Here is a 25,629-nt window from a genome sequence, read left to right as displayed (position 1 = left end):
TTTAATCTATTTCTATTAAAACAGGTAAATGATCTGACGGATATTTTAAATCTTTAGAATCACTTAAAACTGCATGTTTTTGAATTGTAAGTCCGCTATTTTTTGAAATAAAAATATAATCCAGTAATAATGTAACGGGTTCATTATGTTTGAAATCATTAAATGTTCCTGATGGCCCAAAAGGTTTTTCTTTTGAAACATCTTTGGTATCATCCATTACTTTTTTAATTTCTTCAATTTGCGGCGTATTAGGTTCTGAGTTGAAATCACCCATTAAAAATGCCGGGTATTTCTTTGTGTTTAGTTCGTTTATTTTTTTCAAAACTAGCTGAACGCCCTTTACTCTTGCTTCATTCCCCATATGATCTAAATGAAGATTGAAAACCCAAAACGTTTTTTTCGTTTTTAAATCTTTAAAAAGTCCGTAAGTACAAACTCTGTTGCAGGCTGCATCCCAGCCTCTTGAAACTACATTTGGCGTTTGTGACAACCAAAATGTGTTTGATTCTAATACTTTAAAACGATCTTTTTTGTAATAAATCGTGCAGGCTTCTCCTAATCCTCCTTCTTCTCTTCCTATCCCAAATTTGTTATAATCTGGCAGAGCCGATGCAATATCTATTACCTGATTTGGTGTTGCTTCCTGCACTCCAAAAATTTCCGGACTATAAAATTGTATTTGAGCAGTGAAATAATCTTTTCGTTTTGGCCAGGCATTTTCTCCATCCGAAGCAACATCTAAACGAATGTTGTAGGTCATAATTTTTAAGTTCTGACCATAAAATGAAATGCTTACAAAAAGTAAGAATACTACTAAAATAAATTTATTTGTCTTTTTCATAATTTTTAAAATTTTAATCCGTAAAGCTAGTGCTTATATAGCTTTACAGAAAAAAAATAGTTTAAAACTTATGTTAATTATATACTCTCACGTAATCAACTTCAAAAATTGCGCTAGTGAAATTAGGGTCAACTGTTCCTCCAAAATTTCCTCCCATTGCTAAATTTAAAATCAGGAAAAAGTTTTGGTTAAATGGTGTTGAAGCCGAGTTTACATAAGTGTAAAATAAATTATCGTCTACATAAAACTTAATGCTTTCTGCACTCCACTCTGCTGCATAAATATGAAATTCTGTCGCTGAATTTGGAACTGTTATTGTTTTTGTATCAGGTGTATTTCCTGAACGTCCCGGCGAATGCAGTGAAGAATGATTTACGTCTGGATTGTTTCCAACTGATTCTAAAATATCAACTTCTCCGCATAACGGCCAGCCCGCTGTATCAATATTGTCTCCCAACATCCAGAAAGCAGGCCAGGTTCCGCCGCCAACAGGCAGTTTTGCACGGACTTCGGCACGACCGTATTTGAATGAAAATTTTCCTTTTGTAAGCATTCTTGTTGATGTATAGTGGCTTCCCATATACTCTTCTTTGATTGCTTTTATTTTTAGAGTTCCATTTGAGATAAATACATTTTCAGGACGTGATGTATAATATTCTAATTCATTATTTCCCCATCCGTCTCCGGTTCCGGTATTGTACCCCCATTTTGAAGAATTTGGAGCTCCGTCTACATCAAATTCATCTGACCAAAGAATTTTTCTGGCTACATAAATATTTACAGAAGATGTAGAACTAATAAATTGCCCTCCGGCATTGTAAGCCGAAACAATGATAGAATATGTTTTTGTTCCCGAAGCTGTAAAAGTATAGCTAAAATCTCCGCTTGTAATTTCTTTTAGCTGATTGTCTATTAAAACTTTATATGAAATGGCATTTGCTGCATTGATTTTTAAGTTTACTTTTCCGCTTCCATCTCCGTTAGGATTTGCCGCCGTTTTACCCACAACTTCTACCTGAACAGAAAGATTGGATGGAGCAGGATTTACCGGAGTATCATCTGAACTGTCATTTCCTCCACTGCAGGATTGAAAAATCAGCAATAACATAAATGCCAAAATTCCAGTTTTATTGATTATATTTTTGATGCTTTTCATAACTTATTATTTTTTAGAAACACTTTTTTTACCGTTCAAAAAATCTAAATAATTCAAATTGAATCCGCCTTTATCAAAAACTACTTTTATTTTATTTTCTCCTGATTTTAATTCAACATCAGATAAAATAATCGTTTTCCATTTATCATTTCCGCCAGTTGCAGGCAATGTTATTGTTTTTGATTTTTCTCCATTTGAAGTTTCTAAATGAAGTTGTCCTTCTGCACTTTCGCTTGAGTAACGAATTGCCACGTTGTATTTATTTTCTTTTTTTACCTGAGCAGTAAATTGCAGCCATTCTCCATCTTCAATAAATGAAACCTGATAACCATTTGATCCGGCATCTTTACAAGGCAGAATATCAACTCCGTCGTTGCGCATTACGTTTCCTTTATTCCACTGATCAAAAGTTCCAGTTGCAACTCTGTAATTCACAAAATCTTTATCAGAATAAGCAAAACCGTTTGTTCCTAAATCATATTGTGTTGCAATGATTTTTCCGGGAATTATGTGATTTTTGTAGGCTTTTGTATCGTTTGTCTGAACTTGTCTAAACATCGCATCGATTACGTCTGGCTTAACAGTTACGTTTTGCATTTTATAGTTGTCAGCCATTTTCATTAATGCTTTTTTCGAAAATTCTGGTGATGGTTTTGCTCCGCCATCTTTCCAGTATTTCAATAAAACATCATATTCCGGAATTTTGGTTACCGAGGTTACACCTGCAATATTTTCGATTTTTTTCATTGGCCAAAATGCCCATCCAATATTGTTGGTTTCTACTAAAGTCAAAGCATCTTTAAACCAAACGTTTGAATTTTCGCCGCTTTCTCCTAACCAAATCGGAACGTTATATTGTGTTCTGTAATCCAGCATTTTCTGGATTGATTCTTTGTCGTTATGATTCCAGTATTTATGAAAACTCAACGCCATGTTTTCATCCCATAAAGGGAAAATCCCGTTGTAATTATTTCCCCAGCAGTTTCCTTCGATAATTACTAAGTGATTAGTGTCGACTTCGCGAATTGCTTTTGTAACTGCAACCATTAAGTCTCTTAAAGGTCCGTTTGAATTTTCGTCGCAGCCATTTTTATTAGATCCGGTAAAACCCCAGTTTGGTTCGTTGATAATATCATAACCGCCAATCCACTGACTGTCTCTGTAACGAGAAGCCAGTTTTTTCCATAAAGCGATCATTTTTTTCTGATTGGCTTCACTCTGCCATAATGATGGTTTTGTGGTATCATAATCCGAAATTGCCGCATCGTTTCCTTGTCCGCCCGGTGCTGCATGCAAATCTAAAATTAAATAGATTTTGTTTGCTTCACACCATTTCAATAAATTATCAGTCATGGTAAAACCTTCTTCCATCCAGGTGATTTCACCATTTTTTTCCTGCTCAATTGGCGGAGTATAAAGGTTATAATGCATTGGAAGACGAATCGAATTGAATCCCCATTTTGCTAACGAATCAATGTCTCTTTTTGTGATTCCATTAGCTTTGTAAGCGGCATAAAATTCTTTCGTTCCTTGTTCACCAACAACGTCCTGAATTTTTTGTTTTATTTGATATTGCGGACTTGCAAAGGGCTGTGTTTGCAGCATATACCCTTCTTGAACCATCCATCCGCCAAGGCCAAGACCTCTTAAGATGATATTATTTCCGTTTCCATCAACAATTTTTTGTCCGTCTCTATGTAAAAATCCCTGTCCGAAAATTGTAAATGAAAATAAAAGCTGCAATGCTACTATTACTTTTTTCATTTGAAAAACTTTTTATTTCCGGTTAATTATTTCCACGTATAAGTTCCAACAGATCCTCCTCCTAAGGTAGTAGTTACCCATTTATCATTGAACTTGATATTGAAAGTTTCGGCTGTTGATCCGTCATTTTCTACAATTAAAACTTTATCGCCAGAAGGTGTTATAAAAGCAACATTTTGTAAGTTTCCGCCTGAAGTACTTGAAATTCTAACAGATCCTGCAGGAACAAATTTTGATGCATGTGCAATAATGTAATAAGCTACATTACGCTGGAAGCTTTCGCTGGAGGCTACTGTTAAAGCACCTTTACACATTGAACAACCACCATTTGTATGAGGTTGAAAAGCACCATCATTTGCTAAATTCCATTCTAATGCATTTTTGCTATAGTTACGCATTGAACCGATTACTACATTTCGAACGTGCCATTTTAAATCCCCTCCAAAATCACCTGCTGATGATGTCCATTGTTCTGTGAAATACACATTTTTTGTTGGATAAGAATTATAAACATTGCTAAGTGCACTGATATCTCCTGCATATAAATGGAAAGCCGATCCGTCTACAAATGGAAAAGCATCGGCATCAGCCAAAATTGCTTTTGGGTAGTCTGGTCTATCACAATTATGATCGTAAGCAATAATTTTTACACTTAGGTTTGCAGCTTTAAAAGCAGGTCCTAGATTATTTTTAATAAAGTTAGCCTGTTCTGCTGCTGACATATACATACTTGGGTTGTTTCCGTCATGTAATGGTTCATTTTGAGGAGTTACGGCGTCTATTGTAATTCCTTCAGCTTTCATTTGCTGAATGTATTTTACAAAATATTTAGCGTAAACATCATAATATTGTGTTTGTAATTTTCCTCCAACAAAACTGTCTTTGTCTTTCATCCAAATCGGCGCTGACCAAGGTGTAGCCAGAATTAAAATCTTTGGGTTAATTGCCAGAATTTCTTTTAAAAGTGCAATTACTCCTGCTTTATCTTTATCTAAACTGAATTTTGCTAAAGTTAAATCTGTTTCTCCGGTTGCAAGATCATCATAAGTAAAAGGTTCTGCATTTAAGTCAGATGCTCCGATACTTATTCTAAGATAACTTACTCCAATTGAATTAGCGCCTGTACCAAATAATTCCTGTAAAAGTGCGCTTTTTTTAGCAGCCGTTAATTTATTAATTACGTCAGCACTTCCTCCAGTTAATGTGTATCCAAAACCGTCAACTGTTTGATATTTTTGAGAAGCGTTAACTTCTATGTTTGTATACATGTTTACTGCTGTTCCAAATCCTAGTGTTCCGGTTTGCTTTGCCAGCAATACGCTTTGATCTCCTTTTGTCAACCAAAAATCAACATCATTTGTTACTACAACCGGTGGATTTACCACTGGTGGATTTACTACAGGATCTACGGCATCGTTTGAAGAAGAGCATCCTATTTGTGAAAAAACTGCTGCTGAAAAGAACAGTATTTTTATAGTGTTTTTAATGTTTAGTTTCATTTTAATAGTTTTTTAGGTTCAGCATTTAGTATACAATAGTTTGTATAGCGTGTGCCGGAATAGTTATAGTATTTTGTTTATTGTGGTTTATTATGGTGTAAACAATCTCATTATCTGATTGGTTCATGACAATTGTAACTACTTTGTCATCAGAATTTTTAAAAGATGTGCTTATTAGTTTGTTATCGCTAACAGTCTCCAATATTCTTTTTGCTTTTGGCTGAATGAATTTTGAGAAATGTCCAATGTAATAGTACATCGGTGTATAGATTAATTCGTCTTTTGTTGTATCAGCATGAATTGGTGAAAAACAAAAATTTCCAACATGATTTGGTCCTCCGTTTTGATCCAGAAGAATATTCCAGTCTGTCCAACCAACGGTTCCATTATTAAAATCGTTGATCATGTTAAGTCCGTATCTTTCTGCATTTCCCCAAAACTGAAATCTTGAAGCATCAAATTTTTCGATACAGCCTTCTGTAAAAAGTAAATTTTTATTTGGAAAAACTTTGTGAACTTCACCTACTGCTTCAAATTTAGGTGTACCTCCATTCCATGTTTCATACCAGTGAAATCCAATTCCCCATGCGTATTTTGAAACTGCAGGGTCAGAAAAAACAAGATTGGCTCTTTTGGTTAGCATGTCTCCGCGATTGTGATCCCAGATAATTACATTTTTAGAACTTAATCCTTCTTTTTCTAAAGTTGGCCCAAGAAAGTTTTTTAGAAAATCTCTCTCCGCCTCGGGAGTATATATGCAAGATTCCCATCTTTGTTTTGCCATTGGCTCATTTTGAATCGTTAATCCCCAAACCGGAATTCCTTCTTTTTCATAAGCTTTTATAAATTTGACATAGTAGTTTGCCCATGACTGAGCAAATTCAGGCAACAAAACGCCGCCGTGCAAAATATCATTATTGTCTTTCATGAAAGCTGGGGGACTCCATGGACTAACAAATAACGTTAATTTCCCGCCGGCTGTTTCAATTGCGCTTTTTATTAATGGAATTCTATATTTTCGATCGTGATCAATGTTGAAGGTTTTTAAATCTTTATCACCTTCGGCTACATAAGTGTAACTGTCACTGCTAAAATCGCAGCTATGAATATTTGTTCTTGCTAGTGTATAACCAATTCCTTTGTTTTTATCGTAGTAAGCAGTTAAAAATTCCTGCTGTTTTTTTGGAGATAGTTTAGCAAAAACTTCTGCGCTTGCATCTGTAATGGCGCCGCCAATTCCTAAAAAAGTCTGATCTGTTTTTTCCGTATCTAAAGTAATAGAAACTGATGATTTTGTTTGTTGTGATGAAGTATTTGAAATTAAATTATCTGATAATGATAATCTCAAATTGGTATTTTCGGCTGTAGTATAAACCTTAATTTTGTTGTTTGTTTGGGATGCAGAAACAGTTGATCCGTTTGCAGTTTTTGATGTTGAACAACTTACTTGCAAAATTATTATTGAAACTAATAAGATTCTATTGATGGTTTTCATTGTTACTTCAAAAAGCATTTGAAATTAAAAAAATTAAGGGCTGAATTGGATGATTCAAGCCAGCCCTCTTCTGTTAACTCAAAAAATATTAATAAACAAGCGTTTGTATAGCATGTGCAGGAATTTTAACTATTGTTTTTTCTGCCGCTATTATCAAATTATATGTAATTTCTTTATCTGTTTTATTCATTACGATTGTTGCCATTGTGCCATCAGTATTTAAAAACGATGTGCTTAAAAGACCGCTTCTGCTTACTGCAGAACTTACTCTTCTGGCATTTAAACGAATGAATTTTGAAAAATGTCCAATGTAATAATATGATGGTGTGTAAATTAATTCTCCAGTTGTTGTGTCAGCATGGATTGGTGCGAAACAGAAATTTCCAACGTGATTTGGTCCTCCATTTTGATCTAACAAAATATTCCAGTCTGTCCATCCAACAGTTCCGTTATTGAAATCATTGATCATAGAAATTCCGTAACGTTCTCCGTTACCCCAAAACTGATATTTTGCAGCATCGAATTTTTCAACACATCCTTCTGTAAACAAAAGCTTTTTGTCTGGATAAGCCTCATTTACTTTTCCTACGTTATCAAACATTGGGTCTCCTCCTGACCAGTTTTCATACCAGTGAAAACCCATTCCCCAAACATATTTTGCTGCTTCAGGATCAGAATAAATTACGTTTGCTCTGTAATTCATTAAGTCACGATTGTGATCCCAAACGATGATTTTTTTATCTCCTAGTTTTTCTCTTTTTAAAGTTGGTCCAAGGAAATTTTTAATAAAATCTCTTTCAGCTTCAGCTGTATAAATACAAGACTCCCAAGTTTGAACCGCCATTGGTTCATTTTGAGTTGAAGTTCCCCAAATCGGAATTCCTTCTTTCTCATATTCTTTTATAAACTTCGCATAAAAGTTTGCCCAGGTTTGATAATATTCAGGTAATAATGTTCCGCCTTTTAATACGTTTCCGTTGCTTTTCATAAAAGCATTTGGAGACCAAGGCGCTGCATATGTTAATAATTTTCCTCCGGCAGTCTGGATTGCCTGCTTAATTAACGGAATACGAAATTGTCTATCATGATCAATAGAAAACGTTTTTAATTCTTTATCACCTTCTTTGATATAAGAGTAGCTTCCACTGCTAAAATCAGAGCTCTGTATCGTGGTTCTTAGCAAAGAATAGCCAATTCCTTTTTGTTTATCGTAGTAGGCATTTAAGAATTCTGTTTGCTTTTCTTTTGAAAGCTTAGCAAAAATTTCAGCACTCGCATCAGTTATTGCACCTCCAATTCCCATAAAGGTTTGAAACTTTTTCGTCGGTTCTACAAAAACAGAAATCTCCGTTTCAAGAGGCTGTTTTGATGCTGAAAAAGTCAGATTATCTGTTGATGTTAATCTTAGGTTTGAGTTTTCAGCGGTTGTATAAACCGTAATTTTTTTTCCGTTGGTTGTAAATTCTTTCTTTGCTTTTGTCTGCTGTGCAAGAGCAGAAACTGTGAACAAAAAGCATAGAAACTTTATAGTATTTTTTTTCATTCTATTTCCTTATTTTTTTAATTCTAAAAAGAAGTTTTTTTCAGAAACTCATTTTCTGACTGCGTAAGGATTTAAAAATAGCCCATACTCATAATGATTATGGGCTATTTACAACCAAACTTAAACTTAACTTAAACTTTTATTTTCCTCTCATTTCAATTCTGCTCACAGTAATTCCATCTTTTGTGAAAGTGTTACCACCAGAACGAATTACTAAATAAATTTTGCCTGTAGTGTCAAATTTTACAACATTTGAAACAGAAGCCGTGGCGTCGTTTTTAACGCAGCCTACTGAAGAAAGTCTACCTGTAAAAGCTGCTTTTGCACAACCATCCCAAGTACTTAGACCCATTACTTTGTTGTCTTTGTATTCAACACCATCTTTAGGTGCAGATTTACCAGCATATACTTCAAACCATGTTTCATCTGATCCGCTTGGACAAGAAACCAACATATCAATCGTATACTCTTTGTCTTTTACAACATCAATTGCCTGATAAATTCCTTCTTGAGCCCATCCTCCAGGAGAATGTATTGTCGCAGTTCCATTACTAAATGACCAAAATGCGGCACCAGTAGTACTTAACTTTGCAGATGACCATTGAGCAATATCTGCAGCATCATTAAAGAATCCTCCTTTAACTAAATTTGGTTTAGAAGGATCGGATGTTGCCACTACAATATCATGAGAAACATTAGCTGTAGCACCTCCTGCAGCAATAGCTGTGTGAGTAACTGTATAAGTTCCGGCATCCGGTAAAACAATTTCTTCAGTCATTTTGCCCATATAGGCTCCATACCCGATATTCCATTTAGATGAAATAACTCCATTTTCTTGAGCAGTTAAAAGATAAGTATTAACTTTTCCTGCAACAGGAGTAACTGTAAATGAAGCATCAACATTTGTTGCTGTTAAACCGTTATTAGCAGGATCATCGTCACAGCTAGTAAGCGAACCTAATGCTATAGCAAGCATCAGGTAAGCACCTCTTTTTAAAATTATACTTAGGTTCATTTCTTTTTGGTTTTTGGTTAGATAGTTGTTTTTTTTATTGGTAGTTAGGGTTCTGTTTCAATTTAGTCCCTGTTAACTCTACATAAGGAATTGGGAAAATCTCATCAGTACCAGCATTGAATCCTCTGTCAGATAATGCAGCAGCAGCATCTCCCCATCTTACTAAGTCAAAGAATCTGTGTCCTTCTCCAGCAAGCTCCATTCTTCTTTCATTTTTAATTGCTGCTAATGTTACAGGAACAGAAGCAAGACCAACTCTAGCTCTTACTGCATCTAATAAAGCCTGAGCTCTAGCTCCAGTAGCACCTAGTGCTTCAGCTTCTAATAAGTAAGTATCTGCTAATCTGATAACATATGAGTTTTGTTTGTAGTTCAACTCAGCAGCTCCACCACCTGTACGTACATCTGTTTTTCTCGGTAAAAATTTATTCAAGAAATAACCTGTGTCTTGGTAACCAGGAATATAATCTGCTTTTCCAGCTGCTTTTAAAGCTTTTAAATCAAAAATAGTAGCTGCAAATCTTGGGTCATTTTTCATTGCATCGTAAAGTTTTTGTGTAGGTACACTGAAACTCCATCCAGAAGGAAGATCCGCTGCAGTAGAGTTTGCAGGTCTAGAATAACCTCTAGGCCCAACCATTACGTTTAATGAGTTTCCTTCATCTCTTCCAGAACCCCAGAATCCCCAATCAGAGTTTCCTGCACTAGTGTGAGACACTTCAAGAAGTGATTCAGCATTAAATTTATTAGCAACTACCCATAAATCATCGAAATCTGCTAATAAGTGATTTCCATATTGATTTGGCTGTCCAGGTGTACCGTTTACCTGAGCAAGAATAGCAGCAGCTTCTGCATTTTTCCCGTCATATAAATACACTTTCCCAAGGATTGCCTGAGCAGCTCCTCTTGTTAAACGACCTGATCCTGTAGCTGCATCAACTGTAGTTGGTAAAGCAGGAATAGCTTCAACTAAATCTTTTTCGATTTGAGCGTAAACAGCTGTTGGTGCAGACTGCTCTACATTTAACATTGTTGAAGTTGTAAGAGGCTCAAGAATTAATGGAATGTTTTTGAACATTCTTACTAAGTTGAAATAGTATAATGCTCTTAATGCTTTAGCTTCACCTGTGAATCTAACTTTTAAAGCATCAGACATATTAACTCCGTCCATTTTAGATAACAAAACGTTTGCTCTGTAAATACCTTGGTAGTGATCATTCCAGAAACTTCCCGGAATGATTAATGAAGTTAATGAGTGAGTTGAGAAGTTTTGAATCCCCTGACCATCAGAAGCTCCACCACCTCCAGCGTAGAAATCATCTGATCCAGCATTCATCATTGCAACCATGTTTTCAAAACCACCTGTGTTTTTTCTCAAAGGATCGTAAACCCCAACAAGAGCTGATGTAGCCTGTTGCTCATCTTTGTAGTAACTAGTTGATAAGAAAGATCCTTTTGGTTCTATACTTACGAAGTCTTCAGAACAAGCTCCTCCTAAAGCAGCCAAAGCTACTACAGCATATATATATCTAAATTTATTTTTCATGATTCTTTAATTATTAAAATTGTACGTTCGCTCCAAGCATGAATGTTCTTGCTTGTGGATAAACACCTCTGTCTACACCAAATACCTGACCTCCAATTTCTGGATCGTATCCTGTATATTTTGTAATAGTGTATAAGTTCTCACCTGTTAAGTAGAAACGAATTTTGTCTGCTCCAATTTTTGTAGAAAGATTAACTGGAAGAGTATATCCTACCTGAACAATTTTCAAACGAGCATAATCTCCACTTTCTAAATAGAAATCAGACATTTTGCTGAAGTTACCGTTACTATCATTGTTAGCAAGTCTTGGGTAGTCATTTGAAGTTCCTTCTCCTGTCCAACGACCTAAAGCTTCTGTTTGATAGTTAGCATTCAAGATATCTAATCTGCGTAATCCCTGGAAGATTTTGCTTCCTGCAGCACCTTGAACGAATGTCATAAAATCAAATCCTTTGTAATCTAAGTTTAATGTTAAACCGAAAGTATATTTAGGAATACTTGTTCCTAAGAATTGTTTGTCATCATCAGAAATAGATCCGTCACCATTTGAATCAACCCAACGGAAATCCCCTGGTTTAGCATTTGGCTGAATTAAACCTCCTGCAGCATTTGTATAAGCATTGATCTCAGCTTGATTTTGGAAAATTCCTGCTGTTTTGTATCCGTAGAATTCATTGTATGAATGACCTACCTGAGTTCTTGTTACAGGCCCCATAGATTGGAAAGAAGCGTCTCCAATAATGAATTGATTGTCTTTACCTACGTAAGTAATTTCATTTTTCAAGTAAGCTACGTTTCCGTTCACTCCTAAGTTAAAATCACCTAATTTTTTCTTCCAGCTTAATTCAAACTCCACACCGCTGTTGTTCATATCAGCAACGTTTGCCCATGGCTGTTCTGCAACCCCAACATATCCTGGAATTACAACTGGTCTTAAGATACCTGTTGTTTTCTTTTTATAGAAGTCTAAAGTTACAGTAAAATCATTAAATAATCTTGCATCAAGACCAATACTTGCCTGAGAAGTTTCTTCCCATTTCAAATCAGGGTTGTCAAGAGTTACGTTAGCATAACCTGTAGTAATAGCACCAGTGTTTCCGAAAGAATAGTTATAACCTCCTGATACTAATGAAATATATCTAAAGTCAGCTACCTGATCGTTACCTACAATTCCGTAACCTCCTCTAAGTTTTAATGTATTAACTACATTGTTTTCTTTCCAGAAACCTTCTTTTGAAACTACCCATCCTAAAGAGAATGAAGGGAAAACTCCAAATTTATGATTTTCTCCAAAACGAGTTGATCCATCACGACGAATAACCCCTGTTACAAGATATTTCTCCATATAATCGTAGTTTAAACGACCAAATAAAGAAGTTACTTTATGCTGAATGAAATCATCTGTAGCACTGTTTCTGTCTGCTTGTGGAATATCAAATTTGAAAGAAGCATCTTTATAACTTGTAATAGGTAAACCAAACATTGTAGCTCCTACATATCCACCAATATTGTCAACATAAGATCCCTGACCAGCTAAAACGCTTACGTTGTGATCTCCAAATTTGTTTGAGTAAGTAATAACGTTCTCTATGTTCCAGTTGAATGATTTGTTATTGTTTTGGTAATAACTGTTTTTAAGAACATTCACGTTTGCACTTAAGAAATATACAGGAGTAAATCCTTGGTCTCCCCAGTATGAAAGTTTACCTCCTAATGTAGATCTAACTTTTAAATGTGGAGTAATAAGAGCTTCTAAGTAAGCATTACCTACGAAATCATCAGACCATCCATATCTTCCTAATCTTGTTTGGATGTATCCTAATGGGTTTGTCATCTCCTGACCAACAACGCTAGAAATTCCATAAGGATTTCCGTTTGCATCGCGAACTACAGGGTTTGTAGAGTAAGGAGCAGCATTTGCAACAGCAGGATCTGTAACTACAATTGGAGTTAATGGATCAAGGTTGATAGCAGAACTTAAAGGACCTCCAAACTCACTGTTTGTATTTCCGATTCCCACAGTTTTTTGTCTTGTATAACCAAAAGTCTGTCCGAAATTGAAATATTTAGAAATTTTATGAGAAGAGTTTAAACGGAAATTCTTTTTAGTATAGTTAGAAATTTCTGTTGCAACGATACCTTCTTGATCCTGAATACCAAATGAAGCATAGAAAGTAGAGAATTCTCCACCACCACTAATACTTAATTCGTGAGTGTATCTGAAAGCGCTGTCATTAAAAATAGCATCTTGCCAGTTTGTTCCTTTACCAAATGCAGCTGGGTTAGAATATAAAATTCCTCCTCCATCAGCAACTGATTTTTCGTTCATAATAGTAGCATACTCAGTAGCATTCAATAAATCTAATTTTTTTGCTGGAGAAGATACACCTGCAAAACCATTATAGTTTACTGTAATTTTTCCTGATTTACCTTTTTTAGTTGTAACTAAGATAACCCCAGTTGCAGCACGTGTACCATAAATAGCAGCAGACGCAGCATCTTTAAGTACCTCAATAGACTCAATGTCTGACTGATTTAAGTAACCAATTCCACCAGCATCAACAACGTTACCGTCAACAACCCAAAGAGGATTATTTCCACCGTCACCAAAAGTTGTAATACCACGTACACGGATTGTAGATCCTGCACCTGGCTGACCTGAACTTGAAGCGATAGTTACACCGGCAACACGCCCTTGTAATGCTTGTTCAACTCTTCCGTTTGGCACTTTCTCTAAATCAGCAGCTTTTACACTAGAAATTGCACCTGTAACTACTGCTTTCTTTTGAGTTCCGTAACCTACTACCACAACCTCATTTAATGATTGTGATTCTGGCTTTAATTGAATTGTAATTTTTGTTCTTCCGTTTACAGCTTCAGATACTGTAGCGTATCCTATAAAAGTAACTGTCAAAACTCCGTTTGAAGGCACTTGAATTTGGAATTTCCCGTCAAAATCTGACGCCGTCGACTTTGTTGTACCCTTTAATACAACAGTTGCGCCCGGAACCGGCATTCCACTCTCATCGTTTATCATTCCATTTACCGTGACATCCTGAGCCACAGCTATAACCGAGAATAACAAAGACGAAACACAAAAAATAAGTAATTTTGTTAATTTCATTTTTCTAAAAATTTTGGTTAATTAATTAGTAATTTGATGCAATAATAATGTTATTTTTTTACTATCAGCATTTAATTTTCCTTACAAAAACACATCAAACTAAAATTTTATACATTACAAAAACACATCATTTTTTTTATAAAAATTTGATTTACAATATTTTAAAAATAAAAAATAAGATGTTATCAAAATGTTAATTGCAAAAATAAACACTACAATTATATAAGATTGCTTATTTTTATGAACGAAATGCTTTTCTACAACGTGATAGTAGTGTAAAAAATTTCGTAAACACCTATAAACAAACGATTTACCAATAAAAAAATAAAAAAATTCGAATAATTAATGAAATTAGCAAAATCATATTTTTATATTACTTTTTTTACATTATTCACAATATCATTTTTTGGCCAGGTAAAAAACATCGGCCTGCCAGATGTAAGAAATTACAAGCGAAATGAATATAAAGGAGGAACTCAAAACTGGAATATCGATCAGGATAAAAACGGAAATCTGTATTTTGCCAATAATAATGGACTTTTACAATTTGACGGGGCATCCTGGAGAAAATATCCTCTGCCAAATCTAACTTCTGTCAGATGTTTAAAAATTGATAAATCCGGGAAAATTTTCGTTGGGGGTTATAACGAATTCGGATATTTTGAACCTAATAATAAAGGAAAACTTCAATACACCTCTTTAGCTAAAAAAGTAGACAAGAATAAAATCAAAATAATTGACTTTATCTGGAAAATACATTCATTTAATAATCAAACTATTTTTCAGTCATTTGCCAGAGCTTATATATTTACAAATGGCAAATTATCTATCCTAAAAGCACCTAAGCGATTTCAGTTTTCATTTGTTGTAAACAACAAACTCTATTTTCAAGATGTTGAAAAAGGAATTCTAGAATATAAAAACGGCAAACTTTATACTCTGCCAAATACGACAAGCTTAAACAATACCGAAATCTGGGCCATGTATTCTATCGGAAAAAACAAGACTTTAATTATCACGCTTGAAAAAGGATTGTTTATATATGAAAACAATATTGTTAAACCATGGAATACAGAAGCTAACAGCTTTGTAAAAAAGAACAACTCCTTAGGAGGGGTAATTATAAATAACAAATTCATCGTTTTAAATTCGGTACTAGACGGAATTGCCATCAGTGACTTTGATGGAAAAATAATTCAGCATATTAATAGAAAAAAAGGGCTTCAGAATAATACGGTTTTAACTTCATTTATTGACAACAAAAACAATTTATGGCTAGGACTTGATAACGGTATTACTTTCGTTAATGAAAGCTCTCCCTTTACTTACTTTGGTTTTAGCTATGATATTAGTACCGTATATGCATCAGTCATTCATCAGGGCAATCTTTACGTTGCAACGAATCAGGGTGTTTTTTATCACGCCTGGAACAACAGTTTCAAAGAAGATGTTTTTAAACTTGTTGAAGGTACAACCGCACAGTCATGGAATGTACAGGTAATAGATAATGAATTAATTTGCGCCAACAATAGAGGTGCTCTTATTATTAGAGGCGGACAAGTAACCAATATAATAGATTCTAAAGGATATTTTGGCTTCAAAAAAATCCCTAATCATGATGGCTTTCTTATTGGTTCGAATTATGACGGATTTGCGATTTTTCAAAAAACAGCTAATGGTTTTGTTTACAAAAATCAAGTCGCAGGTTTTGATAAATCTTCCAATAGTTTTGAACTGGATCAGTCTTATTTATGGCTTAAAAAAGATGAATCTATATATAGAATGACTTTAAGCGAAGATTTAAAACGATTTTCAACCATCAAAAAAATAGATCAATTAACTCCAAAATACAAGAACATCGGCAGCCTCCAAAAAATTGACGGTCGAGTGTATTTTCAAACTAATAATCATTTTTTTAAATATTCTACAGAACAGGAGATTTTTTATGAAGACAAGAACATGAGTAGTCTTTTTAAAAACATTCCTGTTATAAATGCATTAAGCGAAGATTCACAATCTAATTTATGGTATGCGTATGATGAATCTTTAGGAGTTTTAATGAAACAAAATAACGGATATAAAAATATTGTTGCGCCTTTCTCTAATCTTACAGGTAACTTGGTAAGCAATTATTTATCTGTAAATACAATAGATTCTAAAAATATTTTCATTGGATTAACAGATGGTTTAGCACATTATGATTCTGAACTATTAAACAACTTTGTTACGAAACCAAGAGCTTTTATCCGCAGTTTTTCATTTCCGGGTGACACTATAATTCTGGGAAATAACCAAAGTAAAAAAGAAAATATACATATACCGTATTCTTCAAACCATGTCCGCTTTACATTTTCGTCTCCAACTTATGAAAATTTGGAAAACGTTCAATTTTCGTATCAGTTAGAGCCTTTTGATGACAAATGGAGCAATTGGTCGACAATTTCTATAAAAGAGTATACAAACTTGCGAGAAGGTGATTATGTGATGAATGTAAAAGTGAGAAACAGCTACGGAGTACAATCTGAGCCATCGACAATCTCGTTTACAGTTTCTCCGCCTTGGTACAGACACTTTTTAGCTCTGATATTGTATTTTATTCTATTGATAATTGCAATTTATGTTACTTCTAGCAGAATCAAAATGAAGATTAGAAAGAACAAATACTATGAAACAATAGAACAAAGAAGACTTTATCTTGAAAAAGAGTCCAGAATTAGGCAGGAACAATATGACCTTGAAAAAGAAATTGAAAAATTGAAGAATGACAAGCTTCAGATTAAAATCTTAGCAAAAGATAAAGAACTAGTAAATAATTCATTACAAGTTGTAAAGAAAAATAAAATCTTAAACGGGATTATTCACAAACTAAAAGAAATTGATATCGAAGCTTTAGACGATTCAACAAAATTCCAGGTTAGCAAACTGAATAAGAGCATTGTAAAAGAGGTAAATACAGATAAAAGCTGGAAAGATTTAGAAAAACACATCAAAAACGTGCATTTTGAGTTCTTAAAACGCTTAAAAGAAAAATATCCAACTATTTCTCCTCGCGAACTCGATTTATCGACTTATTTATTAATGAATATGTCAACAAAAGAAATAGCCGAGATTATGAATATTTCGACCGGCGGCGTTGAATTAGCCCGTTATCGTCTTAGAAAGAAACTCGGTTTAAACAAAAAAGAAAACCTGATTGGTTTCTTAATGAGTATATAAGCAAAAGGCCTTCTGTAACAGAAGGCCTTTTTTATGAAATATATTCTAAAGTTCGTTCAAGAGCCATTCCTCTTGAACCCTTTATCAATATCGTATTATCTTTAAAGTTTATTGTTTTTAAAAATTCTGCAAAAGCATCAAATGTCTCAAAAAATATAACCTTGTCGTTTTCGATTTTATTTTCGTAGAATGATTTCCCAATTAAATAGCAAATTGATTCAGTTTGACCTAATAAAGAATCAACAATAATTTTATGTTCTTGTTTGCTTTCATCTCCTAGCTCAAACATATCACCAAGAATCATTATTTTATTTTGATTTTCTAATTGCAGAAAATTAGTAATTGCCACAGCCATACTACTAGGATTTGCATTGTATGCATCAAGAATAATATCATTAGAACCTTTTTTTAACAATTGAGATCTATTATTCTCCGGAATATAATTTTCAATTGCATGTTTTATAGCACTTTCATCGACCTCAAAGTATTTTCCAATCGCTGCAGCCGCATTAATATTATTAGCATTATAAAGTCCAATTAAATGTGATTTAATCGCAAAATCATTGTAATTAATAACCACAAAAGGATTTGCCTGAATATCTTTAATATTCAAATCGGCATTTTCTTTATTAATGCCAAAAGTAAAAGACTTGATACCGTTTGATCTTTCGATTTGTATGGGATCTTCAAGATTTACAAAAGCAATTTTATTGTTTTTTGTCAAATATTGATACATTTCGCTTTTGCCTTCAATAACACCCTGAACACCTCCAAAACCTTCTAAATGTGCTTTCCCAAAATTGGTAATATATCCGAAATCCGGCTGGGCAATTGCACATAAAAATTCAATTTCTTTTTTATGGTTCGCCCCCATTTCAACGATTCCTATTTCAGTTTCTTTTGTAAAAGAAAGCAAAGTTAAAGGAACACCAATATGATTATTTAAATTTCCAATAGTAGCTTTGGTTTTAAACTTTTGCGACAAAACAATGTTTATAAGCTCTTTTGTGGTTGTTTTTCCATTGCTTCCGGTAAGAGCAACAATAGGCAGTTTCAAATAATTACGATGGAATTTTGCAAGTTCCTGAAGCGTTTCTAAGCTATTATTAACCAAAATAGTTCTTTCATCTATAAAATAAGAATCATTGTCAATAATAACATACAAAGCACCTAAATCAAGTGCCTGCTGAGCAAAAGTATTGGCATCAAAATTTTCGCCTTTTATAGCAAAAAACATAGAATCTTTTTCAATTTTTCGTGTATCAATCGAAAGAGATCTGCATTTTAAAAACAAGTTATGAATTTCCTGAATATTCATTTATAAATTATTTATGGAGTATAAAAATAGAAAAAAGCAATAAAAAAATTCCAAATTCCGTACTGAAATATTCAGCTTTTGGAATTTGGAATTTTTTTAATTGAAATTTCTAAATCTTAATTTCTTGGTGATTTTCTTCTTTCAGTTTTAGCACCTACTCTAGACATTGCACATCTAAATCCAATGTAATCAGTTGCCATATCTTGAGGGAAGTATCTTCTTTGAGCCGGATCTAACCAGTAAGCTCTGTCTCTCCAAGAACCTCCTTTGTAAACTCTTACTTTATCATCGATTAAAGTAGTACGTTTACTAGAGTTATCATATTTTCTAATCATTTTACCTAAACTGTCAACAGTTACATTGTGTTTAGGAGAGTTGTACATAGCCTGATCTGGTTTTGGACCTGATTCAGAATCTCCAAAGTCAAAGAATCTTGAAGATTGTTTATCACCATCTCTATAGTTGATGTTGTCGCTTGTACTAAAGTTTTGTCTTAAGTAAGTTTCCTGCTCGTCAACCGGAACCTGAGCAATTTCTCCAGGAAGGTTTCTAGCGATAACTTTACCGTTACTTAAAGTATCGTATTTGATTGAAGCAGTAGTAACGATTTCAATTTTACCATCTTTACCAATTTTGTTTTTAGCATATTGGTTACCTCTATAGTAGTTAAAGTCGTTAGCTTCGTTATCAATAATAGGTCTGTAAACATCGGCAACCCATTCTGCTACGTTACCTGCCATATCGTAAAGACCGAAATCATTTGCAGCATAACTTTTTACTTTATTAGTGATATCAGCACCGTCATCAGACCATCCTGCAATTCCACCGTAATCACCGTTTCCTTGTTTAAAGTTAGCCAATTGATCCCCTTTGTTTTTACGTTTAGCTGAACGTGTATAATCTCCAGACCAAGGATATTTCTTTTGTCCTTTGTAAATATTGTATTCTCTTTGTCCTACATCAGCAGCAGCAGCATATTCCCACTCTGCTTCGGTAGGAAGTCTGTACTCAGGTAAGATAATCCCTGAAGAACGTTGTGCGTACACATTTTTCTCTTCAACAGCACCATCTTTTCCAGGTTTAGTTCTTTTTCCTGATGGGTTTTTCTTTAAAACTAATTCCTCATTTCCTCCATAAGTTGAAGTTGGAGAAGCTACATAAGTTTCAGTATTAAATATACTTTCTGCACTTACATCCTGAGTTTTAGCACCTTTTTTAAGATATCCGTTTTTCTCTAAAACAGCCTCGTTTACACGGTCTGTTCTCCATTTACTAAATTCAACAGCCTGAATCCAGTTAACACCAACTACTGGGTAATCAGCATAAGATGGATGTCTTAAATAGTTATTAGTCATCGTTTCGTTGTAACCTAAACGATTTCTCCAAACTAATGTATCTGGCGATGCACCTTCGTAAATATTCTTGTAATTTTCTTCTGTTGGAGGGAAAACTTTCTTTAACCACTCTAGGTATTCTAAGTACATACCATTGGTAACTTCGGTTTCATCCATGTAGAATGATTGAACGTGTTGCTGAGTTGGCGTGTTATTCCAATCGTGCATAACATCATCCTGTACTTTACCCATTGTAAACGTACCTCCTTCAACAAAAACTAAACCAGGTCCAGCCTGTTGTTTTTTTCCAGCATTTCTAGCAGCTGTTCCATTCTGACTATCTACATCCCAACCTGTTGCTCTAGAAGCATGGCTCGAACTCGATTTTTTGCTACAACTAGCCGTGCCCAACATCAATACCATTGACATCATTAATTGCAAGACTACAATTTTGTTTACTTTCATACTCATTCTTAGGTGATAAATTTAGGTGCTGCAATATAATAATTAACATTTAATTAGCAACATCTGTTCTAATAATTTTATTTAGCTGTTTTTTACCAGAAAATAACCTTTAGTTACGAACGCAAAAATATACTTTTTATTATTTACTGTAACATGAAATACTATATTTTTACTTACTAATTTTTTTTTAATTAAATTTCGGTTTTTAAACTAATGAAACACACCGTAATCCTATACCTATTTCTAATTCCAATCTTATCATTTTCCCAGATAAATGGGAGCTTTACGCTCGATTGGCAGACCAAAAAAGAGATGAATTACGGCGACAACAAAATCATTATTCCGTACTTTTCAGGAAACGCATTTCGCTTCGACATTACTAAAAAAAGTATCAGTCTGCTGCTTAATTTGAATCAATCCAGCGTTGCAGGCAACAGTTTAATCGAAATTACAAACGTCAATTTTGAGTCAATTTCAAGAGCTGATTTAGGGGATTTAGCAGTAGAAAATATCCCAAATAAGCCAAATGAATCTCTAAAAATTACCACTTCGAGAGACAAAAAACAGTTATTTCTTAATCTTTTCCCAATTATTAAAGACGGAAATGGTTTCAAACGCATACGATCTTTTTCTTACAATATCAGCAATTCAGCAGCAAAAAGCAGTTCATCTATATATCAAAAGTCAGCAGTTATTTCAAACTCTGTTTTAGCCTCTGGAGACTGGTATCGATTTTATGTAGAAAAATCAGGTGTTTATAAAATATCAAGATCTTTTCTACAAAGCCTTGGATTTGACCCGGGTAAAGCAGATCCAAGAAAGATTAAAATTTACGGAAACGGAGGCAGAATGCTCCCGCTTGTTAATAACACCTATTATCCGGAAGATTTAATGGAAAATGCTATCCAGATTATTGGAGAAAGCGACGGAACTTTTAACAATGATGATTACATTCTTTTTTATGCTGAAGGCGTCGATAATTGGAACAGCGAAAGCCAGACAAACCTGAACCTTTATAGCAATAAGTCATATTATTATATTACGACAGCAGGAGGTGACGGAAAAAGAATTTCAAATTTTAATCAACCAACCGGAAACAGCACATTAGAACTCAATACGTTTGATGACTATCAATATCATGAAATTGACCAGACCAATATTGTACACTTAGGCCGTCAGTGGCTGGGCGAATCTTTTGATATTAATCAAGAACAGGATTTTACTTTTAGTTTCCCAAATCTTGACACTTCTGTACCTGTGAAAATTGAATTAAATGCCGCTTCGGCTGCTTTTACCCCTACTTCATTTGCAATTTCTGCTAACGGACAAAATATTGGAACTTTAAATTTCGCAAGCTTAAGTGCTAGTTCAGAAATCAAATATTTAACGCAAAAACTACCCGTAAACACCACATTTACAGGAGCAGAAAGCATTACTATTAAATTAACTTATAATAATAATGGAGTTCCCGGCTCAAAAGGATATTTAGACTACATCAATCTAGTCGCAAAAAGAAGACTTCTCGGAACCGGAAAACAATTCAAATTTCAATATAATTTAGCAGGTTCAACAACAGGAATTGCCAATTATACTGTCGCAAATGCCTCGGGAATTTCTCAAATTTGGGACATTACAGACCTATATAATGTATTAAAAATCGAAAATGCGAATCAGACGTCTTTTAGTTTTAAAGCTAATCTGGGCGAAATCAGAACTTATGTCGCAATAGATGCCGCAGATTATTACACGCCTTTAAAAGAAAGCCAGTCTAAACTTGTGAATCAAAACTTAAAAGGTACTCTTTTCAGAAACAATCAAAACAGTTTTCAGGATATCGATTATGCTATTATAACACCGAAAGTTCTGGCTTCTCAGGCCGAAAAACTGGCTGTTTTTCATCGCAGTAATTCAAATTTAAACGTAAAAGTTATTTCTTTAGAAGATATCTATCAGGAGTTTTCATCTGGAAAACAAGATATTGCAGCTATTAGAAACTGCGTTAAATACATTTACGACAATGCTTCTTCAACCGATAAAAGAATAAAATATCTAAATTTATTTGGAGACGCTTCTTACGATTATAAAGATCGTGTTTCGAACAACACGAATATTGTACCTATATATCAATCCTTAACCAGTAATTCTACAGGCGAAGCTTCATTTGCATCTGATGACTTTTTCGGACTTATGGATGCTAATGAAGGAATTGTTGCTTATCCTTTTGACGGAATTGATATCGCCGTGGGCCGAATGCTGGTTTCAGACAATTCGCAGGCTCAGGAAATGGTGAATAAAGTTTTAGAATATCATGATACAAAATCTTACGGCAACTGGAGAAACAATTTCGTTTTATTAAGCGATGATTCAGACCAAAGTTCTGATGCTTCATTACAAGCACGTCAAAATAACCTAGCTGATGTTATCGCCACCGAAAAACCTTTTTTAAATGTTGATAAAATCTTTTTAGATGCTTACACACAAGAAGCTTCTGCCGGAGGATCAAGATATCCAAAAGCAAGAACCGACTTTTTTAACGCTTTCGAAAAAGGTGCTTTAGTTTTTAATTATTTAGGTCACGGAGGTGAAGACGGACTTGCCGGCGAAAGAATTTGGGAAAAATCAGACGGACAAAACCTGAATAATCAATACAAATACCCATTATTTATTACCATTACCTGCGAATTTTCAAGATTTGACGACCCTACACGTCCAACTGCCGGCGAATATACATATTGGAATCCAAAAGGCGGGGCCATTTCTATGTTAACTACTATTCGTGAAATTGGCCAGTTCAATGCCGAAAATTTCAACGATAGCTTAAGCAAAAACCTGCTATCTTATGACTCAAATCAATATAATAGTATTGCTGAATCTCTTAGAATTTCAAAAAATGAAAATCCAAGTTCTGCCAGTAATGTTGTTGTATATATAGGAGACCCTGCTTTGATGTTAGCAATCCCGAAACCACGAATTAATTTAACGAAAGTAAACGATATTGTGATTTCGAAGCCAATTCCGGATTTTAAATCACTATCAAAAATTAAAATTTCAGGAGAAATAACAGACGAAAATAATGTTCTTTTAAGTAATTACAACGGTGAACTTGCAACTGCTATTTTCGACAAAATGATAACTACTTCGACACTAAATAATGATGGATATAGCCCTGCAATGTCATTCAAAACCCTAGGAGAAACAATATTTAGAGGCAATGCTTCTGTAACCAACGGCCAGTTTGAATTTAGCTTTGTTGTTCCAAGAGATATCCGCATACCTGTCGACAACGGACGCATCAGTTTTTATGCTAAAAAAAATCAAACACTTGAAAACCAAACGGGTTATAATAACACCATAAAAATTGGAGGAATAAATGAAAATGCACCTCAGGACAATATAAGTCCAAAAGTTAAGTTATATATGAACGATGAAACTTTTGTGTCCGGAGGAATTACAAATGCATCGCCTTTTCTTTTGGCATTTTTAGAAGATGAAAATGGTATAAATACTGCCAGCGGAATTGGTCATGATATTATAGCAGTTCTGGATGGAGACGTGAGCAATCCTTATATTTTGAATGATTATTATCAAACAAAATTAGATGATTATACAAACGGAAATTTACGTTTTCCGCTTAGAAATTTATCTGCAGGACTTCATACAATTAGTTTTACGGCATGGGATGTTTATAACAATCCCGTAACAAGCGAAATACAATTTGTGGTTATAGGCGACGAAGAATTAAAGTTAACACACGTTTTAAATTATCCGAATCCTTTTTCAACCTACACACAGTTTTGGTTTTCGCACAACAGACCTTATGAACCTTTAGATGTACAGGTTCAGGTCATGACAATTACAGGAAAAGTGGTTTGGACAAAAAACCAAATCATTACAACAGAAGGTTTTTTATCCAGAGAGATAACATGGGACGGAAAGGATGATTTTGGAGACCGAATTGGAAAAGGAGTTTACATTTATAAACTCACTGTAAGGTCTAGTTTAACAAATAAAAAAGCAGAAAAATACGAAAAATTGGTCATTCTATAAAAATATATATATTTGTAACATAAATACCATTAAGTCCCAAAAATGAGAAAAATATCACTTTTACTAATTTGTTTATTAGTCATTTCCTTCGCAAAAGCCCAAAATATTGAGCGCCCTATTACAACAGGAGTTCCTTTCTTACTAGTAGCAGCTGATGCGAGAGCTGCAGGTTTAGCAGATCAAGGCGTTGCCACATCATCAGATGTTTTTTCTCAACAATGGAATCCGGCAAAATATGCCTTTGCAGAAGACGCACAAGGGCTTTCTATCAGCTACACACCTTATTTAACCGATCTTGCGAATGATATTTCACTTGGTCAGCTAACGTATTACAACAAAATCAATGAAAAAAGTGCTTTTGGAGCAAGTTTCCGCTATTTTGGTTTTGGAGGAATCGAATTAAGAGAAACAGGCGACCCTAACGAAGCAACCAGAGAAGTAAGTCCAAACGAATTTGCTCTAGACGGATCTTACTCACTAAAATTAAGTGAAACATTCTCGATGGCTGTTGCGGGGAGATATATTAGGTCTAACCTGAAAATTCCTTCTGGAGAAGTAGATGCTTCTGCAGCAAGTTCTTTTGCTGTTGACGTGGCTGGTTTCTATCAATCAGAAGAAATCGCTTACCAGGATTTCAACGGAAGATGGAGAGCTGGTTTCAATATTCAAAACTTAGGACCAAAAATCAGTTATGATAATGACGATTTAAGCTCAAACTTTTTACCGGCTAATTTAAGACTAGGTGGTGGCTTTGATTTTATATTTGATGACTATAACAAACTTGGGGTAAGTGTAGAGTTTACAAAACTTTTAGTTCCAACTCCTCCGGGACCCGGAACTCCGGTTGACGCAAACGGAGACGGCGATTTTACAGATCCGGAAGATATTTCACAATCAGAAGCAGACGCAATTAGCTATAATAAATATAAAGACACGGGCTGGGTAGAAGGAATTTTTAAATCATTTGGAGATGCACCTGATGGTTTCAGTGAAGAATTAAAAGAAATAACGTATAGTGCCGCTGCTGAATATATGTATCAGGACTCTTTCGCAATGCGTTTAGGATATTACCACGAAAGCCCAATGAAAGGAGCTAAACAGTTTTTCTCTTTAGGAGCAGGTTTTAAATACAATATCATGAGAATTGATGTTTCGTATTTATTTTCAGCATCAAAAGTTAAAAATCCTTTAGAAAATACACTTCGTTTCTCTTTAACCTTTAACTTTGGCGACAAATACGAAACGTACTAAATAAAAAACATACAA

The 25,629-nt window shown here is 34.4% G+C and carries 14 protein-coding genes; 3 read left to right on the top strand and 11 right to left on the bottom strand.

Annotated elements, in window-relative coordinates; translation table 11 throughout:
- Window position 1: 1 nt before the first annotated feature.
- The 9 genes from ABDW27_RS15015 to ABDW27_RS14975 form a co-directional block, all read right to left on the bottom strand.
- Window positions 2–841, bottom strand: a complete 840-nt coding sequence (locus ABDW27_RS15015) for an endonuclease/exonuclease/phosphatase family protein (protein WP_343696642.1) — start codon at window positions 839–841, stop codon at window positions 2–4.
- Between the two features lie 73 nt (window positions 842–914).
- Entirely contained in the window at window positions 915–1,997 is a 1,083-nt protein-coding gene (locus ABDW27_RS15010; RefSeq protein ID WP_073412802.1) for a glycoside hydrolase family 16 protein, read from the bottom strand.
- 6 nt (window positions 1,998–2,003) lie between these two features.
- Window positions 2,004–3,761: a cellulase family glycosylhydrolase gene (locus ABDW27_RS15005; RefSeq protein WP_343696641.1), complete on the bottom strand. Its 1,758-nt coding sequence runs from the start codon at window positions 3,759–3,761 to the stop codon at window positions 2,004–2,006.
- A gap of 26 nt (window positions 3,762–3,787) precedes the next feature.
- Window positions 3,788–5,260 (bottom strand): glycoside hydrolase family 30 beta sandwich domain-containing protein, encoded by a 1,473-nt coding sequence (locus tag ABDW27_RS15000; protein ID WP_343696640.1) that lies wholly within the window; start codon window positions 5,258–5,260, stop codon window positions 3,788–3,790.
- 25 nt (window positions 5,261–5,285) lie between these two features.
- Window positions 5,286–6,773: a glycoside hydrolase family 30 protein gene (locus ABDW27_RS14995; RefSeq protein ID WP_343696639.1), complete on the bottom strand. Its 1,488-nt coding sequence runs from the start codon at window positions 6,771–6,773 to the stop codon at window positions 5,286–5,288.
- Between the two features lie 70 nt (window positions 6,774–6,843).
- Window positions 6,844–8,298, bottom strand: coding sequence for a glycoside hydrolase family 30 protein (locus tag ABDW27_RS14990; protein ID WP_343696638.1), 1,455 nt, complete (start codon window positions 8,296–8,298; stop codon window positions 6,844–6,846).
- A gap of 139 nt (window positions 8,299–8,437) precedes the next feature.
- Window positions 8,438–9,313, bottom strand: a complete 876-nt coding sequence (locus tag ABDW27_RS14985; RefSeq protein ID WP_343696637.1) for a hypothetical protein — start codon at window positions 9,311–9,313, stop codon at window positions 8,438–8,440.
- A 34-nt stretch (window positions 9,314–9,347) separates the two neighbouring features.
- Entirely contained in the window at window positions 9,348–10,859 is a 1,512-nt protein-coding gene (locus ABDW27_RS14980; protein WP_343696636.1) for a RagB/SusD family nutrient uptake outer membrane protein, read from the bottom strand.
- A 13-nt stretch (window positions 10,860–10,872) separates the two neighbouring features.
- On the bottom strand, window positions 10,873–13,983 hold the full coding sequence (locus ABDW27_RS14975) for a TonB-dependent receptor (RefSeq protein WP_343696635.1): 3,111 nt from the start codon (window positions 13,981–13,983) through the stop codon (window positions 10,873–10,875).
- 345 nt (window positions 13,984–14,328) lie between these two features.
- Between ABDW27_RS14975 and ABDW27_RS14970 the strand changes: the two genes are divergently transcribed.
- Window positions 14,329–17,199, top strand: a complete 2,871-nt coding sequence (locus ABDW27_RS14970) for a triple tyrosine motif-containing protein (protein ID WP_343696634.1) — start codon at window positions 14,329–14,331, stop codon at window positions 17,197–17,199.
- Between the two features lie 31 nt (window positions 17,200–17,230).
- On the opposite strand, the gene murF is transcribed toward ABDW27_RS14970, so the two are convergent.
- Window positions 17,231–18,517 (bottom strand): UDP-N-acetylmuramoyl-tripeptide--D-alanyl-D-alanine ligase, encoded by a 1,287-nt coding sequence (gene murF, locus ABDW27_RS14965; RefSeq protein ID WP_343696633.1) that lies wholly within the window; start codon window positions 18,515–18,517, stop codon window positions 17,231–17,233.
- Between the two features lie 116 nt (window positions 18,518–18,633).
- The gene (gene gldJ / locus ABDW27_RS14960; protein ID WP_343696632.1) at window positions 18,634–20,316 is read right to left on the bottom strand and encodes a gliding motility lipoprotein GldJ; all 1,683 of its coding nucleotides are present in this window, start codon (window positions 20,314–20,316) and stop codon (window positions 18,634–18,636) included.
- Window positions 20,317–20,529: 213 nt separating this feature from the next.
- Between gldJ and porU the strand changes: the two genes are divergently transcribed.
- Window positions 20,530–24,363 (top strand): type IX secretion system sortase PorU, encoded by a 3,834-nt coding sequence (porU, locus tag ABDW27_RS14955; RefSeq protein WP_343696631.1) that lies wholly within the window; start codon window positions 20,530–20,532, stop codon window positions 24,361–24,363.
- Between the two features lie 42 nt (window positions 24,364–24,405).
- Window positions 24,406–25,614: a type IX secretion system outer membrane channel protein PorV gene (gene porV, locus ABDW27_RS14950; protein WP_343696630.1), complete on the top strand. Its 1,209-nt coding sequence runs from the start codon at window positions 24,406–24,408 to the stop codon at window positions 25,612–25,614.
- The last annotated feature ends 15 nt before the right edge of the window (window positions 25,615–25,629 follow it).

It is taken from the genome of Flavobacterium sp. (genome assembly GCF_039595935.1).
Classification (GTDB): Bacteria; Bacteroidota; Bacteroidia; order Flavobacteriales; family Flavobacteriaceae; genus Flavobacterium.
The sequence above is the reverse complement of the archived record's forward strand: the minus strand, read 5'-3'. Positions and strand labels throughout refer to the sequence as shown.

Coding starts and splice junctions, on each gene's coding strand:
- ABDW27_RS14980 (WP_343696636.1), bottom strand. CDS start 10,859: ATGAAAAATAAATTTAGATATATATATGCTGTAGTAGCTTTGGCTGCT.
- ABDW27_RS14990 (WP_343696638.1), bottom strand. CDS start 8,298: ATGAAAAAAAATACTATAAAGTTTCTATGCTTTTTGTTCACAGTTTCT.
- porU (WP_343696631.1), top strand. CDS start 20,530: ATGAAACACACCGTAATCCTATACCTATTTCTAATTCCAATCTTATCA.
- ABDW27_RS15010 (WP_073412802.1), bottom strand. CDS start 1,997: ATGAAAAGCATCAAAAATATAATCAATAAAACTGGAATTTTGGCATTT.
- ABDW27_RS14970 (WP_343696634.1), top strand. CDS start 14,329: ATGAAATTAGCAAAATCATATTTTTATATTACTTTTTTTACATTATTC.
- ABDW27_RS14995 (WP_343696639.1), bottom strand. CDS start 6,773: ATGCTTTTTGAAGTAACAATGAAAACCATCAATAGAATCTTATTAGTT.
- ABDW27_RS14985 (WP_343696637.1), bottom strand. CDS start 9,313: ATGAACCTAAGTATAATTTTAAAAAGAGGTGCTTACCTGATGCTTGCT.
- gldJ (WP_343696632.1), bottom strand. CDS start 20,316: ATGAAAGTAAACAAAATTGTAGTCTTGCAATTAATGATGTCAATGGTA.
- murF (WP_343696633.1), bottom strand. CDS start 18,517: ATGAATATTCAGGAAATTCATAACTTGTTTTTAAAATGCAGATCTCTT.
- ABDW27_RS15015 (WP_343696642.1), bottom strand. CDS start 841: ATGAAAAAGACAAATAAATTTATTTTAGTAGTATTCTTACTTTTTGTA.
- ABDW27_RS15005 (WP_343696641.1), bottom strand. CDS start 3,761: ATGAAAAAAGTAATAGTAGCATTGCAGCTTTTATTTTCATTTACAATT.
- porV (WP_343696630.1), top strand. CDS start 24,406: ATGAGAAAAATATCACTTTTACTAATTTGTTTATTAGTCATTTCCTTC.
- ABDW27_RS15000 (WP_343696640.1), bottom strand. CDS start 5,260: ATGAAACTAAACATTAAAAACACTATAAAAATACTGTTCTTTTCAGCA.
- ABDW27_RS14975 (WP_343696635.1), bottom strand. CDS start 13,983: ATGAAATTAACAAAATTACTTATTTTTTGTGTTTCGTCTTTGTTATTC.